Annotated in this window: 20 protein-coding genes; 12 read left to right on the top strand and 8 right to left on the bottom strand. The window is 41.2% G+C overall.

Annotated features, from left to right (window positions below; genetic code table 11):
• Positions 1–347 precede the first annotated feature (347 nt).
• Entirely contained in the window at positions 348–905 is a 558-nt protein-coding gene (locus tag ISP07_RS14330; protein WP_055021667.1) for a GbsR/MarR family transcriptional regulator, read from the bottom strand.
• Positions 906–1155: 250 nt separating this feature from the next.
• On the opposite strand from ISP07_RS14330, the gene adhP reads away from it, so the two are divergent.
• The 3 genes from adhP (at position 1156) to ISP07_RS14315 (ending at position 4086) form a co-directional block, all read left to right on the top strand.
• Positions 1156–2166 carry an alcohol dehydrogenase AdhP gene (gene adhP, locus ISP07_RS14325; RefSeq protein ID WP_209327998.1) on the top strand — a complete coding sequence of 337 codons (1011 nt, stop codon included), beginning with the start codon at positions 1156–1158 and terminating at the stop codon, positions 2164–2166.
• A gap of 386 nt (positions 2167–2552) precedes the next feature.
• On the top strand, positions 2553–3395 hold the full coding sequence (locus ISP07_RS14320) for a hypothetical protein (RefSeq protein ID WP_209327997.1): 843 nt from the start codon (positions 2553–2555) through the stop codon (positions 3393–3395).
• 124 nt (positions 3396–3519) lie between these two features.
• The gene (locus ISP07_RS14315; RefSeq protein WP_209327996.1) at positions 3520–4086 is read left to right on the top strand and encodes a hypothetical protein; all 567 of its coding nucleotides are present in this window, start codon (positions 3520–3522) and stop codon (positions 4084–4086) included.
• A gap of 283 nt (positions 4087–4369) precedes the next feature.
• Here the strand turns inward: ISP07_RS14315 and ISP07_RS14310 are convergent, their stop codons facing one another.
• The 4 genes from ISP07_RS14310 to ISP07_RS14295 all read right to left on the bottom strand — a co-directional run bounded on the left by ISP07_RS14310 (position 4370) and on the right by ISP07_RS14295 (position 9714).
• Positions 4370–4957 (bottom strand): hypothetical protein, encoded by a 588-nt coding sequence (locus ISP07_RS14310; RefSeq protein WP_209327995.1) that lies wholly within the window; start codon positions 4955–4957, stop codon positions 4370–4372.
• On the bottom strand, positions 4954–5646 hold the full coding sequence (locus tag ISP07_RS14305; RefSeq protein ID WP_209327994.1) for an AHH domain-containing protein: 693 nt from the start codon (positions 5644–5646) through the stop codon (positions 4954–4956). The genes ISP07_RS14310 and ISP07_RS14305 overlap by 4 nt, the downstream gene beginning before the upstream one ends.
• 193 nt (positions 5647–5839) lie before the next feature.
• A complete protein-coding gene (locus ISP07_RS14300) occupies positions 5840–8248 on the bottom strand; it encodes a TonB-dependent receptor (RefSeq protein ID WP_420706852.1) in 2409 nt (802 codons plus the stop codon).
• Between the two features lie 197 nt (positions 8249–8445).
• Positions 8446–9714, bottom strand: a complete 1269-nt coding sequence (locus ISP07_RS14295) for a metal-dependent hydrolase family protein (protein ID WP_209327993.1) — start codon at positions 9712–9714, stop codon at positions 8446–8448.
• A 147-nt stretch (positions 9715–9861) separates the two neighbouring features.
• Between ISP07_RS14295 and ISP07_RS14290 the strand changes: the two genes are divergently transcribed.
• The 3 genes from ISP07_RS14290 to ISP07_RS14280 all read left to right on the top strand — a co-directional run bounded on the left by ISP07_RS14290 (position 9862) and on the right by ISP07_RS14280 (position 12786).
• Positions 9862–11685 (top strand): DUF885 domain-containing protein, encoded by a 1824-nt coding sequence (locus ISP07_RS14290; protein WP_209327992.1) that lies wholly within the window; start codon positions 9862–9864, stop codon positions 11683–11685.
• Positions 11686–11764: 79 nt separating this feature from the next.
• Positions 11765–12262 (top strand): YcgN family cysteine cluster protein, encoded by a 498-nt coding sequence (locus ISP07_RS14285; RefSeq protein ID WP_209327991.1) that lies wholly within the window; start codon positions 11765–11767, stop codon positions 12260–12262.
• Entirely contained in the window at positions 12262–12786 is a 525-nt protein-coding gene (locus tag ISP07_RS14280) for an RNA methyltransferase (protein ID WP_209327990.1), read from the top strand. Before ISP07_RS14285 ends, ISP07_RS14280 begins: the two co-directional genes overlap by 1 nt.
• A gap of 26 nt (positions 12787–12812) precedes the next feature.
• On the opposite strand, the gene ISP07_RS14275 is transcribed toward ISP07_RS14280, so the two are convergent.
• The 3 genes from ISP07_RS14275 to ISP07_RS14265 all read right to left on the bottom strand — a co-directional run bounded on the left by ISP07_RS14275 (position 12813) and on the right by ISP07_RS14265 (position 16820).
• On the bottom strand, positions 12813–14549 hold the full coding sequence (locus tag ISP07_RS14275) for a hypothetical protein (protein WP_209327989.1): 1737 nt from the start codon (positions 14547–14549) through the stop codon (positions 12813–12815).
• Between the two features lie 100 nt (positions 14550–14649).
• Entirely contained in the window at positions 14650–15603 is a 954-nt protein-coding gene (locus ISP07_RS14270) for a carbohydrate kinase family protein (protein ID WP_209327988.1), read from the bottom strand.
• Positions 15603–16820, bottom strand: coding sequence for an AGE family epimerase/isomerase (locus tag ISP07_RS14265; protein ID WP_209327987.1), 1218 nt, complete (start codon positions 16818–16820; stop codon positions 15603–15605). Before ISP07_RS14265 ends, ISP07_RS14270 begins: the two co-directional genes overlap by 1 nt.
• Positions 16821–16957: 137 nt before the next feature.
• Here ISP07_RS14265 and ISP07_RS14260 point away from each other — a divergent pair, with 137 nt between their 5' ends.
• The 6 genes from ISP07_RS14260 (at position 16958) to ISP07_RS14235 (ending at position 24487) form a co-directional block, all read left to right on the top strand.
• The gene (locus ISP07_RS14260) at positions 16958–18229 is read left to right on the top strand and encodes a sugar MFS transporter (RefSeq protein WP_209327986.1); all 1272 of its coding nucleotides are present in this window, start codon (positions 16958–16960) and stop codon (positions 18227–18229) included.
• Between the two features lie 347 nt (positions 18230–18576).
• Positions 18577–20475: a methyl-accepting chemotaxis protein gene (locus ISP07_RS14255; RefSeq protein ID WP_209327985.1), complete on the top strand. Its 1899-nt coding sequence runs from the start codon at positions 18577–18579 to the stop codon at positions 20473–20475.
• Between the two features lie 19 nt (positions 20476–20494).
• A complete protein-coding gene (locus tag ISP07_RS14250; protein ID WP_228290625.1) occupies positions 20495–21574 on the top strand; it encodes a diguanylate cyclase in 1080 nt (359 codons plus the stop codon).
• Positions 21575–22180: a DsbA family protein gene (locus tag ISP07_RS14245; RefSeq protein ID WP_209327984.1), complete on the top strand. Its 606-nt coding sequence runs from the start codon at positions 21575–21577 to the stop codon at positions 22178–22180.
• A gap of 176 nt (positions 22181–22356) precedes the next feature.
• Complete coding sequence (locus ISP07_RS14240; protein ID WP_054552068.1) at positions 22357–23109, top strand: DUF3450 domain-containing protein; 753 nt, start codon at positions 22357–22359, stop codon at positions 23107–23109.
• Positions 23110–23119: 10 nt separating this feature from the next.
• Positions 23120–24487, top strand: a complete 1368-nt coding sequence (locus ISP07_RS14235; protein ID WP_054552069.1) for a MotA/TolQ/ExbB proton channel family protein — start codon at positions 23120–23122, stop codon at positions 24485–24487.
• The last annotated feature ends 1 nt before the right edge of the window (position 24488 follow it).

Genomic DNA, 24488 nt, shown 5'->3' with positions numbered 1-24488 from the left:
CAAGCAACTTGCTAAATTTACTCTTGTAACTTGTAACTTATTCGGCGTTAAAACGCCTCATACAAACTTTACTCTCGTAACTTGCAGCTTTCCCCTCAATCGCGCTAAAGCACGACCTACAAAACAACGCGCGAAACAAGTTTCACGCCTACGATATAAACATTAGGCTCTAGGGTTTAGGCTCTAGGACGCGATATAAAATCGCTGCGACATGTTTGGCGTTAAACGCCCCCTACACAGAGATTATTTTGGTGTAGGTCGTCATTTATGGCGATACAATCTTGAATGCTTTCTCATATGACGCGCTAAAGCGCGACCTACAAACTTTCCCCTTGTAACTCGCTAACTTATTCCCCTTTCCCCGGCTTTTTCAAAATCTTATCTTTAAAATCAAGTACCTTACCAATACCAGAACCTAGTTTCATTAGGCTTTGAAGTTGTTCAGGGCTTAAGCGTTGTAGCTCTGCAGACCATTTAGTTACAGTTTCGAGCAGGTCGTGAATTTCTTGCATTTGCTGCTGAGCAAAGCGCTCATCATCAGTGTGGGCTTCTTCTAAAATGTTATCGCGAAGCAGGCTAAGGGTTGGGTCTATCTCGCGTTTTTTACGCTCTTCGAATACGCGGTTGGCCATATCCCAAATGCTGCCAGCAGGGCCGTAGTATTCTTTACGGTCACCGGGAATATGATGCACTTTAATTAAGCGCCAAGACTGTAGCTCTTTAATGCCCATACTGACGTTTCCGCGCGAGATACTTAAGGTATCGGCAATTTCATTGGCGGTCATTGGCTCTTTAGTAATGGTTAATAATCCACACATTTGACCAATGGTGCGGTTAAAGCCCCAACGGCTACCCATTTCACCGCAGTGCATAACAAAAGCTAAGTTTTTTTCAGATAGGCTCATAATTTTTAGTATTCAAAAATTTCAGAAATTAAATGCTAGCACGCTCGGGGTATAACTAAAAGAAATAGCCACTATGCAATCTGCTACTACTAAAGTGTAGATACGCCATTATTTAAATTTAAGTTATTGAATTTAAAATGTAGTTTAATCAAATGCCGCAGTGATTAGCTATTTGATGTGGATCAATAATAGTGACAGTTAATAAGTTTATCGTATAGGCTGAAATCTAATAATACCATGGAGGAACGTTATGAAAGCTGCAGTAAATAAAGAGTACAAAGGTAAATTAACAATCGAAGATATCCCATGCCCAGAGGTGGGAATTAATGATGTGCTAGTTAAAATTGCCGCGTGTGGCGTGTGCCATACAGATTTACATGCTTGTCATGGAGATTGGCCAGTCAAACCTAAAATGCCATTAGTACCGGGCCATGAAGGGGTAGGTACTATCGAAAAAGTAGGCGCAAACATTAAACACTTATCAGTGGGAGATCGTGTTGGTGTTCCTTGGTTATACAGCGCCTGTGGTCATTGTGAGTTTTGTTTAGAAGGCAAAGAAACCTTATGCCTTGATCAGCACAACACAGGATATTCAGTCGATGGTGGTTATGCGGAATACTGTGTAGCCCATGGTGATTACGTGGTTAAAATTCCCGAAGGATTAGGGTTTGCAGAAGCCGCACCTTTATTCTGTGCTGGGGTTACTACCTATAAAGCGCTTAAAGTGACTGATGCCAAAGCGGGTGATTGGGTTGCAATTGTTGGTGTTGGCGGCCTTGGCCACTTAGCAGTGCAATACGCAAAAGCAATGGGTTTTAATGTAATTGCCGTTGATACCGGCGAAAGCAAATTGGCACTAGCCAAAGAGCTTGGCGCAGACATCACCATAGATTTTATGAAGCAAGTGCCTTCAGAAACCATTTTTGAACAAGTAGGCGGGGCACATGGCGTTGTGTGTACGGCCGTATCAAAACCAGGTTTTGAGCAAGCTTATAAAAGTGTACGCCGTGGCGGTAAATGCGTGCTTGTAGGTTTACCACCCGAAGATATGCCATTACCAATTTTCGATACCGTGTTAAATGGTGTGTCTGTTGTAGGCTCTATCGTTGGTACGCGTAAAGACTTACAAGAATGCCTCGACTTTGCAGCAAAAGGTAAAGTTAAGGCCATAATTGAAGAAAAACGCCTAGAAGATATCAACGATATATTTGACGACATGTTAAAAGGCGATATCACAGGTCGAATAGTGATGACGCTTTAAACTGAGCCTATTGCGAAGTACTGTCAGGTTTGGTTGAGTGATTCAATCGAAGCTGGCAGTTGTTATATTTGTAAAAGTAGGGAAATGTAACTCGTTATTGCCCCATAATAAGTTAACGTAATTACTCTATAGATCACCTTTTAGCTATCAGATACAGTGATTCAGCTAGTGATATTGGCTCTACTCCATAATCTAATATTCCACTAACTTTCTTTTTCTGAATACCTATAGTGTCAATATAAATATTAAAGTTGGCAATGCATTACGTTATTTGTTAAAAAAGACTAATTAAATACATTAGCGTAACATCGGCGCAAAGATGCGCGATGAGCGCAATATAAAATTGTTATGTGCCAATAAACATTTAACAGAAAAGGATGTTTCCAATGGGAAAGGAAAACAAGGATTGCTTTATCATCATGCCGATTGCGGACACAGATGGTTATGAGAAAGGGCATTTTTTAAGAGTTTATGAAGATATAGTGAAGCCTGCAGTTCTAGAGTCCGGTTTTGTCGCGACTAGAGCTGACGAAGTAAAAGAGACTAATTTTATTCACTTGGATATTCTGAAAAAGCTAATTGATGCTCCAATCGCAATTTGTGATTTGAGCTCAAGAAATCCGAATGTGTTATTCGAACTGGGCATAAGACAAGCTTTTGATAAGCCTGTTGTACTTATTCAAGAAAAAGGCACTCCTAAAATCTTCGACATTGGCCCGTTGCGCTACCTTGAATACGATAAGGGAATGAAATATCACGATGTGTTGAAGACGCAAAAAGAGCTAACAGAAACGATCGTCGCTACAAAGGCAGCCGAAGGACAACAGGGAAACATTAACTCAATCGTCAGATTAATGGCTTTGAGTAACCCTGCTTCGATACCAACTTTAGAGGGGGATAACAAAGAAGCTCTCGCCATTGATATTCTTCAATCTCAATTAAATGATATGCGAAAGATGATGGAAATTTCCTTAATGGAGAACCGACGAGGTTCTAACAAAGGAAGTGTTTATCTAATAGAATATGAAAGAATTTCAAACAAGCTAGATAAATTAATTAATTCAAGAAATCGTATGTCAGGTTCTAGCCTGGAAAAAGAGTTACACCGTTTAATGATGGAGACTGAAGAGCTTTCTATACATTGTGATGAAAAGTCTGATCATCGAATGTTCCGCTACTTAATGGAAAGAATCCATCGTTCAATGCATAGTGATTTTGGTACTGAGTAAGGTACATAACAAGCCAATGAACTTACTCACTTCGTTCGCTGAAACGCATACACGCGGGGCGGCTTCGCCATTATGCCCCACGCGCCTGCGCCCGTTATTGGAAAGTTAGCAAAAGGGAAGTGTAGTGAATGATTTAAAGTTTTCGCCTAATACAGACGGAATTGAACAAATAGATTTCAGACCGTACATGCTAGAAAATGCTTATGATTACTACAAGATTTGTACTTCTTCTACTCATCAAAGAATGAGCATTCAAGCAGTTTTGTGTGCTCTAAGTATTGAGATTATTCTTAAAAGTTTTCATTCGACGGTAAAAAGCAATAAAGGTCAAATAAATGAAACTTATGAGTTTGAAAAGAAAAAGGCTTTGCCAAAAGGTACAAATGCACATGATTTAATGGTTTTGTATGAAGCTTTACCAGGAAATATTCAGCATTACCTTTTCAATTCATTAGACCTTAAAACATTATCTGCAAATAAAGACCTCTTCACGCGAAACCGTTATTCTTATGAGCAAAATGCTAACAGGTCACATAATGATAGGATTATAAAGTTAGCCGCAAGCCTAATTTGTAAAATGGTTTATTTATATCGAATTTTTGGTTGTGAAGATCCATTCATAAAATTCTTTGATATAGAAGCCTTGTATTTCGGCGAGGTTCAGTCATTTATATTGTGCAGTGAGCCATAACAAAGTTGTAAACGCGGACAAATAACAGTTGGCTTTGTTCGTGCCCCACAAATTTTAGCCAACTATTATTTGCCGGTTACAACGGCGATACCGAATAAATACTCTAACTCATTTTTGTCCAATAATAAGTCACTACTCAAGCTTGCTCTAACTAAACCAAACACAAAAAGCGCGGCTTAACTTAACTAAGCCGCGCTTTTGCACTTATTTCACAATTAAAGAGTGTAGCTAAAGGTTAATTTAGCATTACGCTCTTCACCTGACATACCGCCTACCAACATTATTAACTAGAAAAAATATTATTTAGATCTTCGTCAATAAATACACCAGTCAAATTGTTAGCTTCTACAGCAGATTTAAACTCATCTGTACAATATAAACGAGAACCACCGGTAAACTTGCTTTTAAAGACAGGCTTATTTTTTACATCGTCATTGATAAAAGCAATTTTAATATAATCTAGCGGGTAACCATCTAAATATTCACGCTCGCATTTAGCTTCATCTTCTTGTCCAAATGTACGCAAGTTAAAAATTACAATTGGTTCACCATCAGCCTTTGTTTCAATGAACTCCCCTAAAGGAGTTAACAAGTCTTTTAAAACTTCATAGGCATTCATTCGAAGAGCAATAAACCCATCCATGATGCTGATATCATGGTTATCTTCTAAGTACTCAGGTAAAAAAGATAACTCATACCCTTCAGGCCAATACTCCAATAAAGAGTCATTATTCATATGTATATCTAGAAGGAACATGCAAGCATCTTGATCAGATGGCAACATGGGTTGTATTTTATCTGCGAATGAAAGTATATCCCACTCAACCATGTCGTAAGAATTAGTTACAGGCTTTAATGAATACAGCTTCATGATTTGCCATCCCACTTAACATTTTTGGGTAACATAACGTTGGCTGGCATCATATGATTTTTAATTTTTATTTTTACGCCCCGTAATGCGTTTATAAAATCAAGTTTATTTACTTTGGTTCTTAAACTAGTAGACACCCACACTTCGTAATTATGACGGTGTAACCTTCTGTGCGAAACAGTATCAGGTGTAGCCCAATCATCTGATTTGTTTTTTTCAAAGTTTCTGAGCCATACCCCATTCGTCGGATCATTAATACCAATACCAAATGAGTGCATTCTTAAACGAGCGGCATAGGTAAGGCGCTGTAAATAGCGGCCTTTACCACATACAATATGATGAGCTTCATGATTTGAAGTTGGTTTTGGCTCACCTGCTGCTCGCAAAAACTTTGCAAGTTTTTCAGTTGGGTGATGATCTTCTTCTGCTAACTCCTTAACAGAAGAACTTTCACTTTTAGCTCGGTAAGACTCTAAACTTTGTTGTGCGATAAGCAAATACTCTAAACGTTTGCGTTCTTTTTGTAAGTGTTCGTAATCTCTTTGAAGCTTTTCTTTAGACGCAGCAGATTTACGGCGTTTATCGTCATAGTGTTTTTTGGCTAGTAATTCATAATTATAAATAGCCATTTCTAAAGGGGTTGGGTTACTTGGTCGATCAGGCATAGGGTATTGCTGTAGTGGGTTCATCCTTAAATCCTTAAATTATCCATTTATGAGCGTGTAAAATAGCAAATAGAATTTTGCGGTGCAATTTTAAACATGGCATATCTAATTCGCGAAACCAGTTAGTAGAAGAAATGCATTCATTTTTAAATAGGGCGTTGTACTAAAACAAAAAAGCGCGGCTTAACTAAGCCGCGCTTTTGCTCTTATTTCACAATTAAAGTGTGTAGCTAAAGGTTAATTTAGCATTACGCTCTTCACCTGGCATACCGCCTAAGAACATTGCTTTTGAGTAATAGGTTTTGTTAAACAAGTTATTTAGATTTAACTGAAGTTTCCAATCATCTGTTTGATATTGAATTGCGGCGTCGTAAACCGTGTAGCTCGGTACGTAGCCATCAGGAATGCCAAACGAGGTTGAGTTTGTGCTGCGGTCATCAACATATTGTACGCCTGCGCTAATTGTCAGTGGCTCGGCTAAATCAAACCATTTAGCGTCATAGCTTAACCAGCTGCTTGCTGTTACATAAGGCACACCTTTTTGGCGAGTATCGAAAGATGATGAGTTAGGGTTTTTCTTATCGCGAGCGTCTTGATACACCGCGTTTACGTTAAGTTTCCACTGCTCGTTTAAATCGGCATTTAAATCAAGCTCAACGCCTTTGGTTTGCTCTTCACCATCGAAAAAGCTCTTTGGTACTGAGGCATCAGATACACCGGCTTCGTAATCTGGGTTGGCATACTCAAGGTTGGTACGAGCACTATCAAATACCACAAGTGAGGCCAGTAGTTGATCGTCAAACGCTTTTACACGCATACCAATGTCGTTACTGACTGACTCGGCGTCATCGCGGTCTGCTTCGTTACCCGATACACTACCAAGCACGCTGTAGGCAGTACGGCCTTTAGAGTGGTTTACAAAGAACGAGATATCATCGCTAAGTTTGTAGGTTGCACCTAGGTTGTAGGTCATACCGCTGTCTGATGTATCTGCTTCTGGCGTTGGCTCGGCGGCACTAGCGCGGTAGCACGCATCAACACCAAAGTGTTCGTAACTTTGTTTAATACGGTTAAACGCAACACCTACACGGGTAGTAAAAGTATCGTGAATATAGGCAACATGTTGAATACCCACACCCCAAGCTTGAACCTTTTTGTTGTAATCGCTGGTTTTTAGCGGGTCGTAGTCGTAAAAGCTGCCTTCGCCCCAGTTCGGGTTACGAATATCAAAAATGTAAGGTAATTGACCTTGGTAAATAACCTCTCCATCTTTGTTTTTAATAACCTTGTCGGCATCGTAAATTGAGTATTGTTTAAAACGAATATCGCGGTCTTCGTAGTTGGCGTTTACAAGTAGTTCGTTATCGATTCCGGCAAAGCTAAAGTCATAACGCAAGTCTGCAAAGTATTGCCATGATTTTTCGTCAGCTTCTACTTGGCGGTACTCTTGGCGACGCGCTGCAAATGGGTAAAGTACGTCATCAACCACTAAAGGAGCGCGCGGGTCGGCATTGATCACGCCATTACGGTTCCAATAAACATAGTTATAAGCACCCGTTTGGCGGGCAAAGCTCGATTCGTAATTACGATATTGTAATTGCTGATTTAAAAATAAATTATCAGTAATAAAGTAGTTATGAGTTAACTTAAAGCGCAGCTCTTCGCCTTCGTTATCATTTGCCATCGGCGAGATAATACCATTATGACCAAAGGTGTAAGGAGTTAAGCCATCATTTGCTGCCAGTGAGTCTGCTAATTGTTGGCGTTGCTGATCGGTTAGTTGCAGGCCTTGTGCCGTTGCGTCGTTAATTAAATCGGCAGCGGTTACTTCACCTGCGGTTTTGCCATTCACTGAGTCGCTGTTAAAAATACGAATAGGGTGGCCAATTGAGTCAACGGCAATGGCATCTTTAATATAAGCGGCAGAAATCATGATGTCTTGTTTGTCGCTTAATACGTATTTTAACGCGCCATAAATTTCATCACGGTCGTCTTTTAAGTCGCGGTAGCCATCGCTGCGAGCGGTTTTTGCGTTAACGCGATAAGCAAGGTTGTCGGTTAATGCTGCTGTGCTATCAAAGCCTAATGAGTAGCTATCCCATTGACCAAGCTCTGCATTTACCGTGTGTTTTTCAGTAAATTGTGGTTTCTTCTCGATTAGGTTGATAACACCACCTGCGCTACCCATACCATATAAACCTGTTGCAGGGCCTTTAAGTACTTCTACAGATTCAACATTGGTCATTGAGCGTGTAGGGTTAAAGGTGTTACCTAGGCCTGCACCGCCATACATGCCATCGTAAGTATAGTTAGCGCCTAAACCGCGGATCACTAAGTTATCGCCAATACCATAGTTGTTACCGGCTTGGGTTACACCACTGATGTTACGCACTAAGTCTTGTAAGTTAGTTGCGCCTTGCGAGTTGATAAGCTCTTGATCAACAACTACAACAGGTGCAGGTGTTTCCATTAGGGTCATATTTGACTTTGTGGCAAGGCCAGATTCAAGTACCACACGGTTTTGTTTGTCGTAAACGGTAATACGTTCAACTGAGTCTAAATCGTTGGCGTTTGCATTGAATGCGCTTAAGCAGGCTAGGGCTAAAATTGAATATTTATATGTCATGATTATAGGTAATTGTCGAAATTTTTCGGCAATGATAATGCGAGACATTTTCATTTCAAGTTTTATTTAACCATTGTGAGTATTTTTTTAACCTAGATACATTTTTTTAACGGGTGTGTTTTTTGTTGGTAAATTTGTTTTCAAAATGGTTACATGAGGTGTGGTTGGCTTTGCAAGTGCAAAGCCAACATTGTGGCTTATTTAAAAACTTTACCGTCTTTCATTACAAATTGTACATCTTCAAGTACTGCAATGTTTTCAAGCGGGTTGCCTTTAACGGCAATAATATCGGCTAAGAAACCGTTTTTGATTTGCCCAAGTTGATTATCAGCTTTAAGTAGTTTGGCACTATTGATGGTGGCAGATTGCAATGCTTGCAGCGGTGTCATACCAAATTCAACCATACGCGAAAACTGCTTTGCGTTATCGCCATGAGGGTAAATCGCTGCATCGGTACCAAATACCATGTTTACACCTGCTTTTACTGCACGGCTAAAGCTATTGCGTTGCTTTTTAGATACTTGGCGTTCTTTGTTGAGGTTTTCTTCTGCAACCCCGTTTTGTTCGCCAAAGGCAAGGGTGTACTCAGTGTTGTAAATATCCATTGAGAACCAAGTGCCGTATTTTTTCGCAAGTTTAATGGCTTCGTCATCAACAAAGCTAACGTGCTCAACACTGTCTACACCGGCAACAATGGCCGCTTTAATACCAGTGGTACCGTGCGCATGGGCTGCAACGGTTAGGCCTCGTAAATGAGCTTCGTCAACAATGGCGTTCATTTCATCTTGGCTATATTGTTGAATACCGACTTTTGTGCCTTTTGAAAATACCCCGCCTGTAGCGCAAAACTTAATAGCATTGGCACCGTACTTAATGTTTTCACGTACTTTAGCGCGCACTGCCCATGGTCCATCAGCAACACCTTCGGCGGTGTATTTCATTTCTGGTGGTAAACGGTTGTTATCACAGTGACCGCCAGTAACACCTAAAGACGGGCCAGCCGCCCAAATACGCGGGCCAACAATATCGCCTGCATTAATGCCATCGCGTACTGCAATCACGCTGTAGCCTTCTGCGCCTAAGTTACGCAGCGTTGTAAAACCTGCATACAGTGTTTTTTCGGCAAAGTGCGCCGCTTTGATTGCTTTACGCGGAATCGATTGACCAATTCGCTCACTGCGCGGCACGGTAGGATCGCTCGTTAAATGCACATGCATATCCATTAAACCTGGCAGCAAAGTCAGTTCTGGTAATTGAATGTGCTTATCGCCGTCTTTTAAGTTTGGCTGTTTATTGCTTTGCACAGCTGTAATTTGACCATTATCTATACTAATAAGTGGTGATTTAATCAGTTTACCTGAATTTACATCTACCATGGCTTTTGCCGATAAGTAGGTTGTTGCGTAGGTATTTAAAGAGGTTAGGCAAGCTAGGCCTAGGCTAATAGCAAGAGCTGTCTTTTTCATTTTTATTCAAAATTGGTAAGTCGAGCCGCCACTCTAGCAATCAGCTTACAAAGTGTAAATAAACTGCGATAAGTTGCAGCGATACTTGCTAAATAGGGAACTAAACCCTCATAATTTACGCGTACTTAATATAAGGGCAGGGAAAGAATGAAAAACGTAAAACTAGCACTACTTAGTTCGGCAGTGATGTTTGCATTACTTGGTTGTAATGAATCAACGCCAAGCAACGAAAAAACAACGCAGGCAGTAAGCAAACAAGCACCAAGCGCAACGTCAGCCACAGAGCAACTTGATTTATTACTAGCAGATTACTTTGAAGCAGGTTTAAAATTTAGCCCTGTTAGCGGCACTTACATTGGCCGTAGCGAATTTAACGATCAATTTATTGCACCCATTAGTAAAGCTAACCGCGAAGAGCGGCTTAATTTTGTTAAAGAATACCAAAATAAATTAGCAAATATCGACAAAGCGCAATTAAAGGGTCAGTCATTATTGAGCTACGAAATTCTAGCTCGCGATTTAGACCTTGCGATTGAAGGTGCTCAATTTCCAAGTTACTTAATGCCAATTAATCAAATGGGCGGGGCGCACAATACCTTTGCTGCGTTAGGTTCTGGGCAAAGTGCACAGCCTTTTAACACGGTTGAAGATTATCAAGCATTTGAAAAGCGAGCAGATGGTTTTATCGCGTGGTTAGACAGTGTTGAGCAATCAATGCGTCAAGGCATGAAAGACAAAGTGGTTCTTCCTAAACCGCTTGCTGAAAAACTATTACCGCAATTTCAAACTCATATTGTAGAAAAACCAGAAGAGTCATTATTCTGGGGGCCAATTGCTCAGTTACCTGAATCTTTCAGCGACGAGCAAAAAGCACAGCTAACAAGCGCGTACACGGCGATGATCAGCGAACGTTTAGTGCCTGCGTATCAAAAAATGGCTGACTTTTTAGCGAATGAATACATTCCAAATGCCCGTGAAAGCATTGGTTACAGCGACCTACCAAATGGTAAAGCATGGTATGAGTATCAAATTAAACAGCATACAACGCTGAGCCTAAACGCCGATGAAATTCATGACATTGGCTTAAGCGAAGTGTCGCGTATTTTATCTGAGATGAAAAAAGTCAAAGAGACTGTCGGTTTCGAAGGCGATTTAAAAGCGTTTTTTGAACACCTAAGAACCTCAGATGAGTTTTACTACGATACGCCAGAAGAGCTAATTGCCGCGTACGAAGCAGTAAAAGAAAAGATTGATGCTAAGCTGCCGCAAATGTTCGATATTGCGCCAAAAGCGCCATACGTTGTAAAAGCAGTTGAAGATTTTCGCGCAGAATCAGCTGCGGGTGCATCTTACCAGTCGCCAACGCCAGATGGTTCGCGTCCGGGTATTTTCTATATCAATACCTTTAACCTAAAAGCACAGCCTAAGTTTTTACTTGAAACCTTGTCTATTCATGAAGCAGCGCCGGGTCACCACTTTCAAATTGCCTTGCAACAAGAAATTGAAGGATTACCACTGTTTCGTAAATTTGGTGGCTACACGGTATTTGCAGAAGGTTGGGCATTGTATGCAGAAAGCTTAGGTAAAGAGCTTGGCTTATTCACCGACCCTTACATGTGGTACGGCCGTTTATCAGATGAGCAATTACGTGCAATGCGCTTAGTGCTTGATACTGGTTTCCATGCAAAGGGTTGGACACGTCAACAAGGTATTGATTATATGTTGGCGAACTCATCAATGGCCGAAAGTGACATTATCGCCGAAGTTGAGCGTTACATTGCATGGCCGGGCCAAGCGCTGTCGTACAAGTTAGGCCAGTTCAAAATTCAAGAACTACGTGATTACGCGAGCAAAGAGCTAGGCGATAAGTTCGATATTAAAGCTTTCCATACGCAAGTGCTAATTGATGGCGCATTACCGATGCCAATTCTTGAAGAGAAAATTAAGCGTTGGGTTAACGAGCAAAAGTAATAGCTCAAACGCGCTAAACTTTGCGCGCATGCTGGCTTTACGCTAGAATGCGCGCTGTTTAGGGGCTTTGAGTAATACCATGTTAGAAGATCAATTTTGGCTTAAGCGCTCGCTTGAGCAAATGTCACAACCCGAATGGGAAGCTATTTGTGACGGCTGTGGTAAATGTTGTTTAAACACATTTATCGACAGTGAAGACGAAGATGAATTTACCGCAACGGATCAACTTCGCGAGGGTGAAGAACTCATTTTCACTAATATCGTTTGCCAATACCTAGACAACGATACCTGTGGGTGTAGCGAATATGCGAACCGCCAAACTTTGGTGCCTTCATGTGTAAAGCTCACTAAAGAAAACCTAAAAGATATCTTTTTTATGCCGCAAAGCTGTAGCTACCGTCGCCTTTACGAAGGCCGTGGCCTTGCGTCTTGGCACCCGTTACTGAACGGTTGCAGTAAAGACATGATGCATCAGCTGGGTATTTCTGTGCGTGACAAAACAGTAAAAGACTGCGACGTAGACCTTGATGACTTTGATCTTTACGTGGCCGAGTGGCCAACCAGAGACATTGATTAATGAGCGTCCTTAAAGCAAGCATTGGCTTGTTAAACCCAAAAAGCCCAACCAATGTGGGTGGGGTATTACGTGCCGCGGGTTGTTACAACGCTAAGCAAGTATTTTTTACTGGTAGCCGCTATTTACGCGCTAATAAGTTTCACACCGATACCAAAAATGTGCTTGAGCATATTCCGCTAACGCAAGTTGAAAGCCTAGAGCAAGCAAAGCCTGAAGGTGCCACAACGGTGGTGATTGAACTAGTTGAAGGGGCAACGCCGCTGCCTGAATTTAAGCACCCTGAAAATGCATTTTATGTGTTTGGCCCTGAAGATGGCTCAGTCAGTAAAGACGTGCTGAAATGGTGTGATGAAGTAGTGTATGTGCCAACCATAGGCTGTATGAACCTAGCTGCAACCTGTAATGTTGTGTTGTACGACCGACTTGCTAAACTCGGTGGTATTGAGAGTTCAAACGACACCATTTGTAATAGTCGAGACACCAACAACTCACTCAAATGGCAACAAAAAAAGAGCGCTAAATAGCGCTCTTTTTAGATTCAAACTCAAAACTACTTTTTAGTAATTTGTACGTTACTTTCAAGGCCAATGCCGTTGTCGGTAATGTCTGTGGCAAAATAAACACCGACAGGTTGGTCGCGAAGGGAGTCAAGCTCAGCCATTTCTTCATTAGTTAATTGACCCGTTGATGCAATCGTATCAAGCAAAGGTAATAAGATTTTTTGTACGTCGAATGCCATGTTCACAAAGCCATTTTTAGTGACACTTTGCGACTCTAAAGTATCGGCAATCTGCGCTGACTTATCACCCGTGAAAATCACAATATGATTTCCTTTAAGGGCCATTTTTATATCAAAGTTAAGTGGCACAGGCGATGGAATGTATTCATTGATCAGTACTGCATCACCATTGGCTGGTAGTTTTATGTTAGCAAGCGGCGGTACAAAACCTTGTGCAATTGAATACAAGCCATGGGCATCGGTTGCAGATAGGGTAACGATGGCATCAAGCTTGTCTATTTGTGGGCCGTTGTAGTCATCAATGGTAAATGCCGCATCTTGAACGCTGACACTCATGCCTTGCACGCCATTTGCAAAACCCGACATCATAGCAATGCCAGCGGTGCTAACTTCTTGCATTTCATTTTGTAGTGCGACAATTGGGCCACAGTTAAACTCAGCCGACTTAATTGCACCGGTTAGTGTATTGGCCAGTGGCAGTACTTTTGCCACATCAATACCATAGGCAACACTCATCATTTGCCCGTCAAGCCCGGTGGTGTGTTTTGGTACAAAACCACGCACAGCTTGTAGGGTATTTAGTAAGTCTTGATCTGTGCTTTGCAGTACTGCTTTTACGTCAAAATCGGCGTAGTCGGCGGTAATACGGGTTTTTGTTGTGCCTGATACTGTTGCAGGCCATTTAGCGGCAATGGCTGCTATATCATCTTGACACTCAGGTGTTGAAATCATTGCTAACGCATTTGCTTGTTGGGCTTTATCAAGTAATTCTTTGAGCATTTGGTGTAAGCGAGAGTCTTCTTTGCCAGTTACAGCATTGGCGATACGTTGATGATCAACAAAGCCAACCGAATTACCATCAAGTGAGAAAGTTTTAATAAGCTCAGGTAGTTTTTTAGTTTCAGCCAGTGATTGAGCCGGTTTTTCTACGCCAAGGGCTATACGTAAGTCTTGGTCATTAGAAAGCGCAGTGGTCAGCGTTAAGGTAGCCCAATTATTGTGAGTTGATGCAATTAGGTTGAAGTTATCTAAGCCTTCAAGCTCAATGGCAAAGCGCGTGTAACTTACACCTTCAAGGTTTTCTGTAGTATAAGCAATACCGGCTTCATCAGCAGATTGTTTAATGCTTTTGATAATGCTGCTTTGATCAGCGACCTGAAAACGCACAATCGGCATTAAACCTTGCGCATACATCATGCCTTTGTAGTCATCACCAAAGCCCCATATCGATTTGAAGGCATCGTAAGAGCTCAATGATTGCTGGTATTTTTCCATCAGTGATGCAAGGAATAGGGCATTCTTATCATCAACTGTTTTAAGCTCAGTAATGATGGGCGTTAAATCGCTCGTGCCTTTCATTGCATCTGGCATAAGCGCAAAGTATTTGCTGTACGGAAACGGTTTAAGTTGACCATAAAAAACTGCCGTATCGGCAGGTACGTAGGCAAGCTCAGGTAAATCTACATCAACACTGGCTTTATTTTGTGAGTACAACAACGCACCTGCAACAATGGCAATCGCGCCCCCAGCAAGAAGCTTATTATTCATAGGATGAATTCCTTTTTCTAAAATTAGGAGAAAACATACCATGAATATTAAGCACCCACCACTAGAGTGCTTAATTCATTTGTAAGCAAATATAAGTTTGTTAAGAAAGGTCAGCTGCGCTTGGTAAAGACGCAAATGCACCGTAGCGGCTTACAGCAAATGCGCCAGCTTTAGCTGCATAAGCAATGGTTTGTTCGATGTTAGCTGGGGTTTGGCAAAACGCTTTAAAACTTTGTTTGTTTTCACAGTGCTGACCAACCTTTGACAGCATGCCGCCAATAAACGCATCGCCTGCGGCTGTGGTATCAACTACTTTTGTAGCTGGTGGGCTAACTTGGCCTTTAAAGTCTGCGTGATAAAAGCTGATTGCTTCGCCGCCATTGGTAACTAGTAAACAGGTTACACCGGCCTTTAAAATGGCATCGATTGTATGCTCAACTGGCATCTCTTGATGGCTTTTTTGATTTAAAAACTCAAGCTCTTCATATGAGAGTTTAACGATATCTGCCAGAGAAATAACATGCCACATTCTATCAAGCGTATGGCGCATACTTGGCCACAGGTTTTCGCGCAGATTCATATCAAAGCTACAAATTGCTCCAGCTTTTTTCGCCTGCGTTAAACCATAAATTGTTGTTTGATAGATATTGTGCTCAGTTAAACTGTTGCTGCATACATGCATGATGGCGTGACTTGCAAACATAGCATGATCAAAGTCGTCTACGCGATATAGTAAATCGGCGGCTGGTGGGCGATAAAAGCTAAACGAGCGTTCACCACTGTCATCAAGTGATACAAACGCCAATGCTGTTTTTGCCGCATTGGTGAATGTACAGTACTGGGTGTTTACCGCATGCTGGTCAAGCTCTTGTTTAATAAAGTGACCGAACATATCATCGCCTAACATGCCGCAAAAGCTGGTGTTTAGGCCTAGTTTTGCTGCTGCAACAGCCACATTAGCAGGTGCGCCGCCTGCGTATTTGGTAAATGACTCTGGTTGTTTACCATCTGATAAAAAGTCGATTAATGCTTCGCCAAAACACACTAAACTCATTATGCATTCCTCAAGGTTAAGGTTCTTAATACTTCGTAGCAGGCACCCATAGTATGGTAGTCGGTTTTGCCTGCTGGCGATTTTTCGTCACTGTAGGGTTGGTTTTGTGCTGATAAAATGCGATACCAAGCACCATATTGGTGATCTACCATATGTTGCCAACTGTATTGCCAAATTTTTTCGTACCATTGCCAATAGCTTTCGTCATTTGTGGCATCAGCGAGTAGGGCAGCTGCGGCTAATGATTCGGCCTGCACCCAAAAGTATTTATCGCTATCACAAATTTGTTTATCTGGTGCAAAGCCATAGAAAATGCCCCCATGTTGCTGATCCCATGTAATCCTAAGGGTTTCATCAAACAGGCTTTTAGCGCGCGTTACCAGCCAAGGTTCATCAATATGGCGGTTTAGAATAAGTAACAGTTTTGCCCACTCAGTTTGATGACCTGGCTGAAACCCCCAAGGTCTAAATAAATGCTGCGGGTCGTCTTTGTTGTAATCTAAATCGATTTGCCAATTTTTAGAGTAGTGCTCCCATACAAACTGCTTGCTCTGTGATGCCAGTTTTACTGTAAAAGTTTCGGCAAGCTCTGTAGCACGCTTTAAATAACGTGTTTCGTTAGTTGCTTCAAAACACATGAGTAAGGCTTCACATAAATGCATATTGGCATTTTGACCGCGATAGTCATCTGCATAGCTAAAATCGGCATTTTGCTCATCTAAATACGCATTATGCTGGGGTTCAAAGTAGTGCTGCTCTAATAAATCCCATACCTGCGAAAGGGTACTTTTACAGTCGCTAATACCTGCTTTTAACGCAACCGCATTGGCAAGCATAACAAAGGCAAGCCCGTAGCAATGGTTGGTGTCATCTAACACAGCTACTTTGCCGTTTTCTTCTTGTTTTATAAGCCAAGCATAACCACCGGATGCTTGCTTATGCGCATGTTCAAGGTGGGCTAAACCGTGCTTAGTAAGGCTTAAATACTCAGGATTTTTAAATTCGATATACGCCATTGCATAGTTAAAAACAAAGCGCGTGCTCGAAACAAGATGGCGTGTTTGTTTATCATATATAGTGCCATCATCTTTAAAGAATTGATAAAACCCCCCTGAGCCATGTACTGAATGATCAACACAGTGTGGATGATAAAAAGCAAGGGTATCTTGAATGTGCTGTTTAAGAAAAGTAGGACTTTTAAAGTTAACTTTGGCCATGGTCTATCAATAAATCAGTGTTGGTGATGCAACTATAGCAGGAAATAAAAATATTGGAACGTTCCCAATAAATCGTTGTGTTATTTTTACATCATTGTGTAGAATCAGAGATAACTTGTTAACGGAGTGAAAACCACGTGAGTGAAATAAATACAAACCAATCGTTTGTCGCCGATGGTTCGCAGCAAAATAAAAACTACCTGCTACCACTGACAGCAATGACAACCCTGTTCTTTTTATGGGGTTTTATTACAGTTTTAAATGACGTGTTGATCCCGCGCTTAAAAGGGGTATTCGATTTAACCTACACAGAAGCAATGCTGGTTCAGTTTTGTTTCTTTGGTGCATATTTTATTGTGTCGCTACCAGCGGGTATGTTGGTTAAAAAAATGGGCTACAAAAATGGTGTACTAACTGGCTTAGTCGTAGCATCAATTGGCTGTATGTTATTTTACCCAGCGGTTGTAGTACATGAGTACTGGTTATTTTTAGGTGCGTTATTTGTATTAGCGGCAGGTATTACCGTATTACAGGTATCTGCTAACCCGTACGTTGTGGCGTTAGGTCCTGAAAAAACGGCATCATCACGTTTAAATTTAGCTCAAGCACTTAACTCACTCGGTACCACTGTTGGCCCTTACGTGGGTGGTATTTTATTCTTTGGTACAGCAGGCACACTAGCTGCAAACGCGGCCACCGCTGAATCTGTAAAAGTGCCTTACCTTATGCTTGCAGCTGCACTACTGACCATTGCTGTAGTATTTGCCTTCTTTAAATTACCCGTGATTGCAGAGCACACAGAAGAGCAAGACTGCAAAGCGAAAGGCCACAGTCTAGCTGAAGCACCTCATTTAATCATGGGTGTTGTAGGTATCTTCTGTTACGTCGGTGCTGAGGTTTCAATTGGTAGCTTCTTAGTAAACTACTTTGGCGAAGCGCACATTGCTGGCCTTGAAGAGCATGCGGCGGCAAGCCTAATTGCTTATTATTGGGGCGGTGCAATGGTGGGTCGTTTCATTGGCTCTGCAGCATTGCAAAAGATTGCGCCTTCAAAAGCGTTATTCTTTAATGCCATGATGGTTATTGTATTGCTGTTAGTGACTATATTCACTGAAGGTGATGTGGCGCTTTATTCAGTACTTGCGATTGGTTTATTCAATTCAATCATGTTCCCGACTATTTTCTCTGTTGCTATTGAAGGCCTAGGTTCACTCACAAGTAAAGGTTCGGGTTGGTTATGTTTAGCAATCGTTGGTGGCGCCTTAGTACCATTAGTACAAGGTGTGGTAGCTGATACAGTAAACATTCAACAAAGCTTCTTTGTACCTGTGATTTGTTATGCATTTATCGCTTGGTATGGCTTAAACGTTGTACGTTTAGCAGATAGCTGGAAAAAACGCATCAACTAAAAATAACTATTAATAAAAACCCCGCACAGAGTTGCGGGGTTTTTTTGTGCCATTTTTTGCTTTAGCCAACAAAATTAGATGACAGAATGATTTAATGAATACGTATTCAGAGGGGGTTAAAGCGGTAACTTGTAGGAACGTTCCAAAGATGGTTTTGCTGCTTTTTATTAATGTGGCTTTAGAAGTTGGATTTACTGCCGCTAATAAAGTAATTGATTTATAAAGAAAGCGTACTTTAATTATAAGTAACGATTTCCTAGTTTTAGCTTAATTTTATAAGACAAATGGCTTTAAATTTGTTAAATATAAAAGTGCTAACAACGAAAAAAATAACAAATAGGTTTGTCATGCAAAGCTCCAAAAGCACTTTGAAATTTACCACCAAGGTAACTGCGGCTGCATCACTGGTTTTAGTGATTGTGCTCGGATTATTTACCGTCAATAACTTCGTCTCTATGCGCAGCCAAACGCAGGAGCAGCTTTCGCTTGTTCTGCAAGAGATTTCTCAATCAGTATCGCAAAATATAGCTAACTGGTTGAACGCTAAATTAGCGATTGTTTCGTCTGTCGCAGACACCTATCAGCTAGGTGATAGTAAAGAGTTAACACTTAAACAACTAAACACAGCCGACAAAGCGGGGAGTTTTAAAAATACCTATATTGGTATCACTGATGGCACTTTTGTATTGAATGATCAATCGGTTGTCTTACCACCCGATTACGATGCTACCAAACGTCCATGGTACAAACTTGTTGAAAATAAAAGCAGTACTGCGTTTACAGCCCCTTATATTGATGTAACTACCAATGAACTAACTATTTCTGCTGTAGCGCCAATGCAAGCAAACGGTGTGTTTAGCGGGGTTGCAGGTGCCGACATCGACATGAAAACGATTACTAAAATCGTCAACGAAATTGACTTTTTAGGGTTTGGTTATGGCTTTTTACTTGATAGCGAAGGGCATATTTTAAGCCACCCAGAAACGAAGTTTATCGATAAAAACATGCGTGACTTATTTGGCAAAGACTTATCGCTTCAATCTGAGTTCGTTGAAGTTCAAATTGATGACTCAGACAAATTAGTATCGTTTACCAAGGTTAAAGGTATTCAAAACGTTGATTGGTATTTAGGTGTAGTTATTAACGAGGAAATAGCTTATTCATCGGTTGCCTCATTTAGAAATATGGCTGCTATTTATATGCTGTTAGGTATTGTCGCGATTGTACTGATGATGCAGTTTTTACTTCGCTACTTAATGCGCCCAATGCAGCGCTTGAACGATGCAATTAAGGATATTGCACAAGGCGAGGGGGATTTAACCCGTCGTCTTGAAGTTGAAAATAATGACGAGTTTGGTGAGTTGAGCCATTACTTTAATGCGTTCATCGAGAAGATTCATACATCAATCGAGCAAGTTAAAAATACCACCGTTGAGCTTGAGCGCTTAGTTGAGAGTTTAGTTAATCAAACGCAAGGCACGCTCGACATGTATGCTGACCAAACAAAGCGTACAGATAACGTAGCAACTGCAATCAATGAACTGACATCGAGTGCGGTAGAAATCTCAAATAGTGCAAGTAACGCGTCAACCTTAGCAACCAGTGCTAACAGCCAATCATTACAAAGCCAATCTGCATTAGCTGATAATTTAACGGCAATTAATGCCTTGTCTCGTAATATGGAGCAGGCGCAAAAAACCATTAATAGTTTAGATGCACACACCGTAAGCATCGGCCAAGTGCTTGAAGTGATCAAAGGGGTTAGTGAGCAAACTAATTTACTAGCCCTTAATGCCGCAATCGAAGCTGCCCGTGCGGGTGAAGCGGGTCGAGGCTTTGCGGTTGTTGCCGACGAAGTACGCCAACTTGCGCACCGTACACAGCAATCAACGCAAGAAATCGAAGACACAATTTCTCAGTTACAACAAGGCTCTGCGTCTGCGGTTGAAGTAATGACTGCAAGTATTCGTGATAGCGAAAAGAGTGTTGAACAAGCACATGTAGCAGGCAATAAAATGGCTGAAGTAACTCGTGCCATTGAGTCAATTGATGAGGTGAACCACAGTGTTGCAAATGCCACGACTGAGCAAAACCAAGTCATTCAAAGTTTAGACAGTGACATACACTCAATTAGCGAGCTTTCTAATCAAGGCCAGAGCAATCTGAATAACACCTTAAACGAGTGTACAAAATTAAAAGCACAGTTTTATGAGCTCGAAAAATTAGTGCTCAAATTTAAAGTTTAGTTGTTAAGAGACTGCAATTTTGGATCAAAACTGGCTTAATGCCATTACTTTAAACAGTGTCGACACGGCGGATAAACAGCGCCGTGCCTTCACCTTATTTACCATGGCTTTTTTTGCCATTGTTTTAATCACTTCGTTGGTGTTATCTAACTATCAAATTTACGCTTTACCATTAACTATTATGTTGGTGGTGAGCGATATAACTATTGTGCTGTGCATGCTGTATTACTTTCGCACAGGTGCTCTGGTGCCTGTTAGCTGCATTATTTTATCTATTATCTTATTGCTTTGTCTGGCCTTAGTGTACACCGGCGGTAAAGAGAATACCGCTTTATATTGGCTAATGTTTTACCCCATTGTGGCTTATGTCACCTTAGGGTTAAAAGTGGGCAGTGTGTTGGTTGGGATTATGTATGCTAGTGCAGTTGCACTGCTGTTTAGCCCCAACTTTGGCCAAGCGCATTACGGGCAAGTTGAAACTTCACGCTTTTTAGCGTCCTTTAGTTTAGTAATTTTGTTCGCTGCGATTAGCGAATACTTTAGACAAAAAAGCCATCAAAAAATTGCTGGTATTACCTTAATAGAAAAACGCGATGCATTGACTGACCCACTTACAGGTCTTGCTAATCGTCGTTACATTTATGAACATATTCAACCCCGCCTTGAAGCTGAAGCGGCAAACTACTTACCTATGTCGGTATTATTAATTGATTTAGATAATTTTAAGTCACTCAACGATAGTTATGGCCATGATTTTGGTGATCAAGTACTTATTGCATTTACCTCTATGTTGCACGATAAACTGCGAGGAACCGATATAAAAGCACGCTATGGCGGCGAAGAGTTTATTATTTTGCTACCTAAAACAGGGCTAACAATTGCACACTCTGTAGCTGAAAAGTTGCGCGCTTTTGTTGCTCAAAAACAGATCCCCTATGATGTTGGGCAATCTATATCTATAACTTGCAGTATTGGTATTGCCAGCCTCGAAAGGGGAAGCCAATTTAGTAAAGCAATTAAGCATGCTGATGAAAACTTGTATAAGGCCAAAGCAAAAGGGCGCAATCTAGTTGTGTCAGGTTTAAGTGAGGTTAATTAAATGGCAAAGCTAATTTATGTTTATGACCCAATGTGTAGTTGGTGCTGGGGCTTCAGAGAAACTTGGTTAAAGCTTCAAGCAGCCATTGGCGACAAACTTGCTATTGAATATAAAGTGGGTGGCCTTGCGCCTGATTCAGATGAGCCAATGCGAAAAGAAATGCAGCAGTTTTTACAGCAAACATGGCAGCGTATTGAGCAGCAACTTGGCACACCATTTAATCATGAGTTTTGGCATACCGCGCAACCGCGCCGTTCTACTTATCCTGCATGCCGTGCAGTGCTTGTCGCAAGGCAGCAAAATAAAGAGCAAGAGATGCTTTATGCCATTCAAAAAGCCTACTATTTAAATGCACAAAATCCATCAAATATCAGCACCCTTGCAAGCCTTGCTGAGCAAATAGGGTTAGATAAAAATGCATTTATTCACGAAATAGAAAGTGAAAAAATAAATTCATTACTTATGGACGAAATAAACCAAGCGAGAAACTTACCAATTCAAGGCTTTCCGTCTTTAGTCATTGAAAATAAAGGGCTCTATGCTGCTGTCCCTGTTAATTATCAAGACTGGCAAAGTACTTATCAGCAAATAACATCTCATATTTAGTTCCCGAAACCCTGAAACTTTTGCCTTATCTTTGCACAATATAAACTAATTGTTACAGCTGTCATATTTTTGTATTTTTTGCGCAACATGCTTGTCATTTTTCATCGTTATCCTTTCGCACAATAAAACAACCCAACTAGCAAATTAAGCTAACTTAACGAGTAAAGGTGTATGCGATGAAAGGCGTTAAACCACTGATTTTAGCAGGTATTGTAGCGGCATCTGCAGCAGTACATGCAAACGATCTAGATAAAGTAATTGATAAAAGCAGCGAGATAAACAAATCTGCAGCGCAATCACAAACTAAAATCGACAAGATTGCAGATTCAATGCAAGGTCGTTTACAACAATTCAAAGCCCTTAATAAAGAAATTGACGGCTTAACTGTTTATAACGCGCAACTTACTAAGCAATTAAACAACCAAATTGCAGAAATGGACGCGTTAAACGAGTCAATGGATCAGGTATCAGTTATTGAGCGTCAAATAACGCCGTTAATGATGCGTATGATCACAGGTCTTGAGCAATTCGTTGCACTAGACGTGCCTTTCTTAACTGAAGAACGTAGCAAGCGTATTGCATCATTAAAAGAAATGATGGACCGCGCAGACATCACTTCAAGTGAAAAATTCCGCCGCCTACTTGAAGCTTACCAAGTAGAAGTTGATTACGGTCGCACTATCGAAGCGTACACATCATTACTGAATGTAGATGGCCAAGAGCGCGAAGTGGATTTCTTACGCATCGGTCGTTTAGAACTTATTTATTTAACACGCGACGGCAAAAAAGCAGGTAGCTGGGATAAAGAAACAAAATCGTTTGTTGAATTACCAGATTCTGCAATCAGCCAAATCAACAAAGGTTTACGCATTGCACGTAAGCAACTTGCCCCAGATATGTTAACACTGCCAGTCCACGCTGCTGAATAAGAGGTTTGAGATGAAATTATTAACGAAAATGACAAAAATGGCCGTGTTTGCAGCTGGCCTTGGTTTTGCTGGTAGTAGCCTAGCGGCTGAGCCAATGGATTTAGACTCATTACTAAAAACATTAGAGCAAGGTAAAGCACAGCAAAGCGCTGAAAATAAACAACGTGAACAAGAGTTCATGGCGCGTCAAAACGAACAAGTACAAATGCTTAAAGATACACAAGCAAAACGTACTGCAATGCTTAACGAGTCTGAGCGTTTAGAAACTCAATTTGAAGAAAACGAAGTAAAGCTAGCTAATTTAACAGACACACTTTCAAACCGCATGGGTTCACTTAAAGAACTATTCGGTGTGTTACAACAAGTAGCAGGCGATTCAAGCAATAAATTCATGACGTCAGTTGTTTCTGCAGAGCTTCCTGGTCGTAGTAACTTCATGGATGAGCTGGCACAAAAAATGGGTTCAACGTCAAAGCTTGCTTCTATCGATGATATCGAAAAAGTATGGTTTGAATTACAACGCGAAATGACTGAGCAAGGTAAAGTATCTCGCTTTACAACAGATGTTATCGTCGAAGGTGGCAGCAAAGCACAAAAAGAAGTGGTGCGCGTTGGTGCATTTAACTTAATCGCTGATGGTAAGTACCTAGAGTACACACCAGCTACAAATACAATCAGCCAGCTTACGCGTCAGCCTAGCAGCCGTTACACAGCAACTGCAGCTGATTTACAACAAGCAAACTCAGGAGTTGTACCGTTTGCACTTGACCCAACTGGCGGTTCAATTTTAGGTCTTTTAGTACAAGCACCAGATACTGAAGAGCAAGTTCACCAAGGCGGTACAGTAGGTTACATCATCTTAGGTGTTGGCTTAATCGCTTTACTAATCGCACTTGAGCGTTTTGTATCTCTGATGATTATGGGTAGCAAAATCCGTCGTCAGCTTAAAGACACAGTGGCACGTGATGACAACCCACTTGGTCGCGTAATGAAAGTGAAAGATCAGTACCCAGATGTAGCGTACGACACGCTTGAGCTTAAATTAAGTGAAGCAATCATTCGTGAAATGCCAAAAATTACTCGTAACCTAACGCTAATCAAGATTATCTCAGTAGTAGCACCGCTACTTGGTCTACTAGGTACGGTAACCGGTATGATTAACACCTTCCAAGCAATTACCTTGTTCGGTACAGGTGACCCTAAACTAATGGCGGGTGGTATTTCTCAGGCACTTGTAACAACGGTACTTGGTCTGGTTGTGGCTATCCCTACAGTATTCTTATACACACTTCTTAACACGCGTTCTAAAAATATGCTGTTGATTTTACAAGAGCAAAGCGCAGGTATCATCGCAGAGCGAAGCGAGAAAGGAGCATAAA

This window comes from Pseudoalteromonas sp. PA2MD11, from assembly GCF_017808125.1.
GTDB classification, from domain to species: Bacteria; Pseudomonadota; Gammaproteobacteria; order Enterobacterales; family Alteromonadaceae; genus Pseudoalteromonas; species Pseudoalteromonas simplex.
The sequence above is the reverse complement of the archived record's forward strand: the minus strand, read 5'-3'. Positions and strand labels throughout refer to the sequence as shown.